Origin of the sequence: Nocardioides sp. (genome assembly GCF_035503875.1) — a bacterium.
In the GTDB taxonomy this organism is placed as follows: domain Bacteria; phylum Actinomycetota; class Actinomycetes; order Propionibacteriales; family Nocardioidaceae; genus Nocardioides.
On sequence record NZ_DATJTA010000055.1, the window covers coordinates 1 to 6,172 of the forward strand.

Genomic DNA, 6,172 nt, shown 5'->3' on the forward strand with positions numbered 1-6,172 from the left:
GGCGCCGGCGGCGACGGTGCCGACGTTGCGGGAGACCTCGTCGGCGGCGCTGGAGACGACGCCGGCCTGGACGCTGGTCTCCTCGGCGCCGGCGGCGATCTGCTGGCTGGAGGCGGACAGCTCCTCCGACGACGCCGCGACGGCGTTCGCGGAGGCGGAGACGGCGCCGATGATCCGGCCGACGGAGTCGACGGACTGGTTCAGGGCGTGCTCGAGCTCGCCGAGTTCGGCGGCCGAGCGCTCCTCGGCCCGCTGGGTGAGGTCACCGCCCGCGAAGGCCTTGAGGAGGTCGATGCTGCTGCGCAGCGGCCGGGTGATCGACCGCGCGATCAGCGTGGCCAGGACGCAGAGAGCGAGCAGCCCGACCACCGCCGCGATCATGAGCAGCCGGATGGACGAGGACAGCGTGTTCTGCATGGTCTCCTCCTCGGCCTCGGAGGCGGCCGTGATCGCCTCGATGGCAGCGCTGACCACGGCGTCGGTCGCGTCGTTGGCCGTCTGGACCTCGTCGACGAGCTGGGCGCCCTTGCGCTGCCAGCCGGTCTGGTCCGCGGCGACCTTGGCGACGATGGCGGTGATTGCCTCGCCGTACTCGACGAAGGCGTTCTGGAAGGCCCGGGTCTGCTCGTCGTCGCCGCCGCCCAGGTTCAGGGCGTCGAGCTGCCGGAGGTAGTCCTCGACCTGGCCGAGGTCGTCCTCCACGTCCGCGAGGAGCGCGGAGGGGTCCGCCGCCGCCAGCGCCTTGACGCCGGTGACCTTCAGCTCGCTGGTGCGGGTGTCGATGGCGCGCACCAGGATCACGGCGTCGCCGTACCGGGCGACGTCGTCGGCCTCGCGGTCCAGGGAGCGCAGCCCGTTGAGGGCGACGCCGCCGATGGTGACGGCGGTGACCGCGCCGATGCCGGCGATGGCGGCCAGCCGGCGTCCGACGGTCCAGGTGATCGGGCTCTTCATGATGGGTCCTTTCGGGACGGGTCAGGCGGCGACCGCGCGATCGACGTCCAGCGCCAGGAGCAGCTGGTCGTCGAGCTTGTACGCGCCGAGGATGAGTTCCCGAGAGGGGCCGGAGAGGGTGTCCGGCGGGGATTCGAACTGGTCGTCCTCGACGTCCACGACGGAGCCGATGGTGTCGACCAGGAACGCGACCGGCTCGCCGGCCACGCGGATGACCACGAGCATGGGCTCGTGCTCGGTGCTGCGGGGCGGCAGCTGGAGCTGCTCGCGCAGGTCGACGGCGCTGAGCACCTGACCGCGCAGGTTGATCAGGCCCGCCAGGGTCTGCGGGGCGAGCGGGATCCGGGTGCGGGGCAACCCGCGCAGGACCTCCTGGACCGCGCCCACGCCGACGCCGTACATGCGGTCGTCGAGGGTGAAGGTCACCAGCCGGGTGCTCACATCGCCTCCTGGAGCTCGTTCGTCGCGAGGCCGTCGAGCTCCGCGTCGGTGATGGCGTAGAACTTCGGGTCGGCCGCGAGGATCGCGGCGCGCACGTCGAGGACCTCGACGATCCGGTCGCGGATGAGCGCGCTGCCCAGCAGGCCGTGGTCGTCGACGTCGCTGCTGACCTGGGTCTCGTCGTCGACGATGTCGACGATCTCGTCCACCACGATGGCCACGCTGCGCGAGCCGGCCGAGTAGACGACGACCACCAGGTCCTCGCCCTCGCGCTCGCTGTAGGCGCCGAGGTGGCTGTTGAGCCGGAGCAGCGGCAGGATCGCGCCGCGGTACTGCACGACCTCGCGGCTGCCGACCTGCTCGACCTGGTCGGCCGGGATGTTCTCCAGGCGGGCGACCGAGGACAGCGGGATGGCCACCCGGCGACCGCCGCCGATGCCGGCGACCAGCATCCGCAGGTGCTCCCCGCCGCCGAGCGTCTCGTCGGTCGAGGCGGTGTCGGCGCGCTCGGACACGTCGGCCACCAGGGCGCGACGGGCCAGGGCCTGGACGTCCAGGATCAGCGCGACCCGGCCGTCGCCCAGGATGGTGGCGCCCGAGTAGGTCCCGAGGGCCTTCAGCTGGGAGCCGAGCGGCTTGACGACGATCTCCTCGGTGTTGAGGACCCGGTCGATGACCAGGCCGAACCGCTTGGAGTCCGCCTGCAGTACGGCGATCAGCACGTGACCGTCCGAGCGGTCGGACTCGACGCCCAGGACGTCGGTGAGCCGGACCAGCGGGAGCAGCGTGCCGCGCAGCCGGTAGACCGAGGCGCCGTTGACGTCCTCGACGGCGGTCGCGGCCCGGTCGGCGTCCAGGGCCACCAGCTCCAGCAGGCTGACCTGCGGGATGGCGTAGCGGTCGCCGGCGCACTCGACGGTCAGCGCCGGGACGATGGCCAGGGTGAGCGGGATCCGCAGGCGGCACGTCGTACCGCGCCCGACGACGGACTCGACCTCGATGGTGCCGCCGATGCCCTCGATGTTGGTGCGGACGACATCCATGCCGACCCCGCGGCCGGAGACGTTGGTGACCGCCGCGGCCGTGGAGAAGCCGGGCAGGAAGATCAGCTGCAGGATGTCGGCCTGCGACATCGTGGCGATCTGGCTCTCGGTGCGCAGGCCCCGCTGGACCGCCTTCGCGGCGATCTTCTCCGCGTCGATGCCGGCACCGTCGTCGCACACCTCGACGACCACCTGGCCGCCCTCGTGGTAGGCGCGCAGGGTCAGGGTGCCCTGGGCGGACTTGCCGGCCGCGACGCGGTCCTCGGGGCTCTCGAGCCCGTGGTCGACGGCGTTGCGGACCAGGTGGGTCAGCGGGTCCTTGACCGACTCCAGGAGCGAGCGGTCCAGCTCGGTCTCCCGGCCGACCATCGCCAGGCTCACCTTCTTGCCGCACTGCGCACCGAGGTCGCGTACGACGCGGGGCAGCTTGGACCAGAGGTGGTCGATCGGCTGCATGCGCGTCTTCATGACGCCCTCCTGCAGCTCGGTCGCGATCAGGTTCAGCCGCTGCGAGGAGCGGGCGAGGTCCTGGTCGGCCTGCTCGCCGGCCTGGCGCACGATCTGGTTGCGGGTGAGCACCAGCTCGCCCACCAGACGCATCAGGGTGTCCAGCAGGTCGACGTCGACACGGATGGAGGACTCGGCGACGGTACGGCGCGCGGCCGGCTCGTCCGTGGCGGCGTCGGCCTGGGGTGCGGGAGCGGGCGCCGGGGCCGGAGCGGGGGCAGGCTCCGGCGCGACCTCGAGCTCCTCGGCCGTGCTCGCACCGAGCTCCTCGAGGAGGTCGGCGACCACGTCGGCCACGGGCTCGAGGATCGGCTCCGGCGTCGGCTCCGGCTCGGGCTCCGCGACGAGCTCGGCGGACTCCGGGGTCGCGGGAGTCGCCGCGGCCGCGGGCTCGCCGCCCTCCAGCACGACGGTGATGGCGGCGACGACACTGTCGACGGCCACTCCGGCCTCGGTGCCGCCGGCCTCGATCGCCGAGAGCAGCTCGCGGACCTTGTCGACCATGGCGAGCAGCACGTCGGTCGTCGCGGGCGTCATCGACATCTTGCCGTCGCGCAGCCGGGCCAGCAGGTTCTCGCCCACGTGGGCGACCGCCTCGAGGCTGCCGAAGGCGAGGAAGCCGCTGGTGCCCTTGATCGTGTGGATCGTGCGGAAGATGCTGCCGAGCAGCTCCCGCGAACCCGGGGACTGCTCGAGAGCGACCAGGTCACGATCGAGCTGGTCCAGGTTCTCGTGGCTCTCCACGAGGAACTCCTGGACGATCTCGTCCATCTCCTCCACGGTGCCCGCCTTTCTGTGCTCACATCCGTCGATGCCCTGCACATCGACCGGGCGGCGGGCCACCTGAGGGAACAGGGGGACGCGTCGGGAGGCCACGTAGCCTGAGGGCATGTCGTTGCTCCGCCAGCCGATCCTGTTGCTCTCGCGCAGTGGTCGGGTGAAGTCGCTCGTCAGCACGCTGCCGGTGTCGTCGGCGATCGTGACGGGCTACGTGCCCGGTGAGACGACCGCGGCGGCCGTCGCCGCGACGGCCCGGCTCGCCGAGGACGGGCTCCGGGCCACGCTCGACCACCTCGGCGAGGACACCCTCGACGTCGACCAGGCCGAGGCCACCGTCGAGGCGTACGTCGTCCTGCTCCGCGAGCTCGCCGCTGCGGGACTGACCCCGGCGGCCGAGGTCTCGATCAAGCTCAGCGCCATCGGGCTGTCGCTGCCCGACGCGGCCGGCTTCGGGGGCGGGCACAAGATCGCGCTCGAGAACGCCCGCACCATCTGCCGGGCGGCCCGCAACGCCGGCACGACGGTCACCGTCGACATGGAGGACCACACCACCACCGACGAGACGCTCACGATCCTGCGCGAGCTGCGCAAGGACTTCCCCGAGACCGGTGCGGTGCTGCAGGCCTACCTGCGTCGTACCGAGGCGGACTGCCGGGCGCTGGCCTACGAGGGCTCCCGGGTCCGGCTGTGCAAGGGCGCCTACGCCGAGCCGGAGGCGGTCGCGTTCACCGACCGGCTCGAGGTCGACAAGGCCTACGTGCGCTGCCTGAAGATCCTGCTCGCCGGCCGCGGCTACCCGATGATCGCCACCCACGACCCGCGGATGATCGAGATCGCGGCGTCGCTGGCCAGCCGCTACGACCGGGTCCGCGGCACGTACGAGTTCCAGATGCTCTACGGCATCCGCCCCGAGGAGCAGCGCCGGCTCGTCGAGGCCGGCGAGACCGTGCGGGTCTACGTGCCGTACGGCGCCGAGTGGTACGCCTACCTGATGCGCCGGCTCGCGGAGCGTCCGCAGAACCTGTCATTCTTCGTCAAGTCCCTGATCTCGAAGAAGTAGACGCGCCCCAAGGAGTTCGATGACCTCGCAGACCGCCATCCTCGGTGCCGGGGTGATGGGGGAGACCCTGTTGTCCGGCCTGGTCCGCGCCGGCCGGCGGGTCGACCAGCTGCTGGTGGGCGAGAAGCGGGCCGAGCGCGCCCGCGAGCTGGAGGAGCGGTACGGCGTCGCCGTGGTCGGCAACGTCGAGGCCGCCGGCAAGGCCGACACCGTGATGCTGGTCGTGAAGCCGCAGGACATGGGCGACGTGCTGGCCGAGATCGCGCCCGTGCTGCGCCCCGGCCAGCTGCTGGTGTCGCTGGCCGCCGGGATCACCACCACCTTCATCGAGGGACACGTGCCCGAGGGGGTCGCCGTCGTCCGGGTCATGCCGAACACGCCGGCCCTCGTCGACGAGGGCATGGCCGCCATCTCGCCGGGCTCGCACTGCGACGACCACCACCTCGCCGAGGCCGAGGAGCTGATGGCCTCGGTCGGCAAGGTGCTGCGGATCCCCGAGCGGCAGCAGGACGCGGTCACGGCCATCTCCGGCAGCGGGCCGGCGTACCTCTTCTTCGTGGTGGAGTCGATGATCGAGGCCGGCGTCCACCTCGGACTGCCCCGCTCCACCGCCACCGACCTGGTCGTCCAGACCGTCGTCGGCTCGGCCACCATGCTGCGCGAGACGGGCACCCACCCGGTCGTGCTGCGCGAGCAGGTCACCTCGCCCGGCGGCACCACCGCCGCCGCCCTGCGCGAGCTGGAGGTGCACAAGGTGCGCGCGGCGTTCCTGGCCGCGATGGAGGCTGCGCGCGACCGCTCCGCCCAGCTGGCCGCCGGCTCCTGAGCACCGACCGGGCCGGACCGGGCCGGCCGGGGTCCTCCGAGGCCGTCCGGGGCTAGCCTGGCCGCAGGAGGTGCGATGGTCCGGCGGATCCTGGCCCGCGTGGTCGTGACGCTCGCCGTCGCCGTCGCCGGCGCGGCGTTCATGTCCGGCAGCGACCAGCCGGTGACCGCGCGCCCCTACCCCTCCTGGCAGGAGCTCGCCAGGCCCCCGCTGTCGCCACGCACCCACGCCCTCGGGGTCCACGTCGGCCATCTCGTCCTCGTGCTCGGCGGCGTCGAGCGCGGCGGGCCGCGGCTGCTCGGCGACGGCGCGGCCTACGACCTGAGCACCGGCGTCTGGCACCGCCTGCGGCTGCCGATGGCCGTCACCGACCGCGACCAGGCCACGGCCACCGGCGGCGTGGTGGTCCTCCGGCACGCGCTGACCGGCCGTCCGGCGACCTGGTGGCGGTACGACGTGCGCCTCGGCACCTGGACGCGGATGACCCACCTGCCACGGCGACCGGTCGCGCCGTCCGCGTTCGGCTCGGAGGTCTATGCCCTGTCCGGTCGTCGCGTGGTC

General features: G+C 72.7%; 6 protein-coding genes. 3 read left to right on the forward strand and 3 right to left on the reverse strand.

Annotated features, from left to right (window positions below):
* The 3 genes from VMF51_RS13955 to VMF51_RS13965 form a co-directional block, all read right to left on the reverse strand.
* Positions 1 to 954: methyl-accepting chemotaxis protein (locus VMF51_RS13955; RefSeq protein ID WP_325475049.1), on the reverse strand; the 954-nt coding region annotated here is incomplete at its 3' end.
* A 21-nt stretch (positions 955 to 975) separates the two neighbouring features.
* Positions 976 to 1,395 carry a chemotaxis protein CheW gene (locus VMF51_RS13960; RefSeq protein ID WP_325475050.1) on the reverse strand — a complete coding sequence of 140 codons (420 nt, stop codon included), beginning with the start codon at positions 1,393 to 1,395 and terminating at the stop codon, positions 976 to 978.
* Entirely contained in the window at positions 1,392 to 3,716 is a 2,325-nt protein-coding gene (locus VMF51_RS13965; protein ID WP_325475051.1) for a chemotaxis protein CheW, read from the reverse strand. Before VMF51_RS13965 ends, VMF51_RS13960 begins: the two co-directional genes overlap by 4 nt.
* 124 nt (positions 3,717 to 3,840) lie before the next feature.
* On the opposite strand from VMF51_RS13965, the gene VMF51_RS13970 reads away from it, so the two are divergent.
* From VMF51_RS13970 to VMF51_RS13980, 3 genes are all read left to right on the forward strand, one after another.
* The gene (locus VMF51_RS13970) at positions 3,841 to 4,785 is read left to right on the forward strand and encodes a proline dehydrogenase family protein (protein WP_325475054.1); all 945 of its coding nucleotides are present in this window, start codon (positions 3,841 to 3,843) and stop codon (positions 4,783 to 4,785) included.
* 19 nt (positions 4,786 to 4,804) lie between these two features.
* On the forward strand, positions 4,805 to 5,611 hold the full coding sequence (gene proC / locus VMF51_RS13975) for a pyrroline-5-carboxylate reductase (protein WP_325475052.1): 807 nt from the start codon (positions 4,805 to 4,807) through the stop codon (positions 5,609 to 5,611).
* Between the two features lie 75 nt (positions 5,612 to 5,686).
* On the forward strand, positions 5,687 to 6,172 hold a 486-nt coding region (locus VMF51_RS13980), incomplete at its 3' end, for a hypothetical protein (protein WP_325475053.1).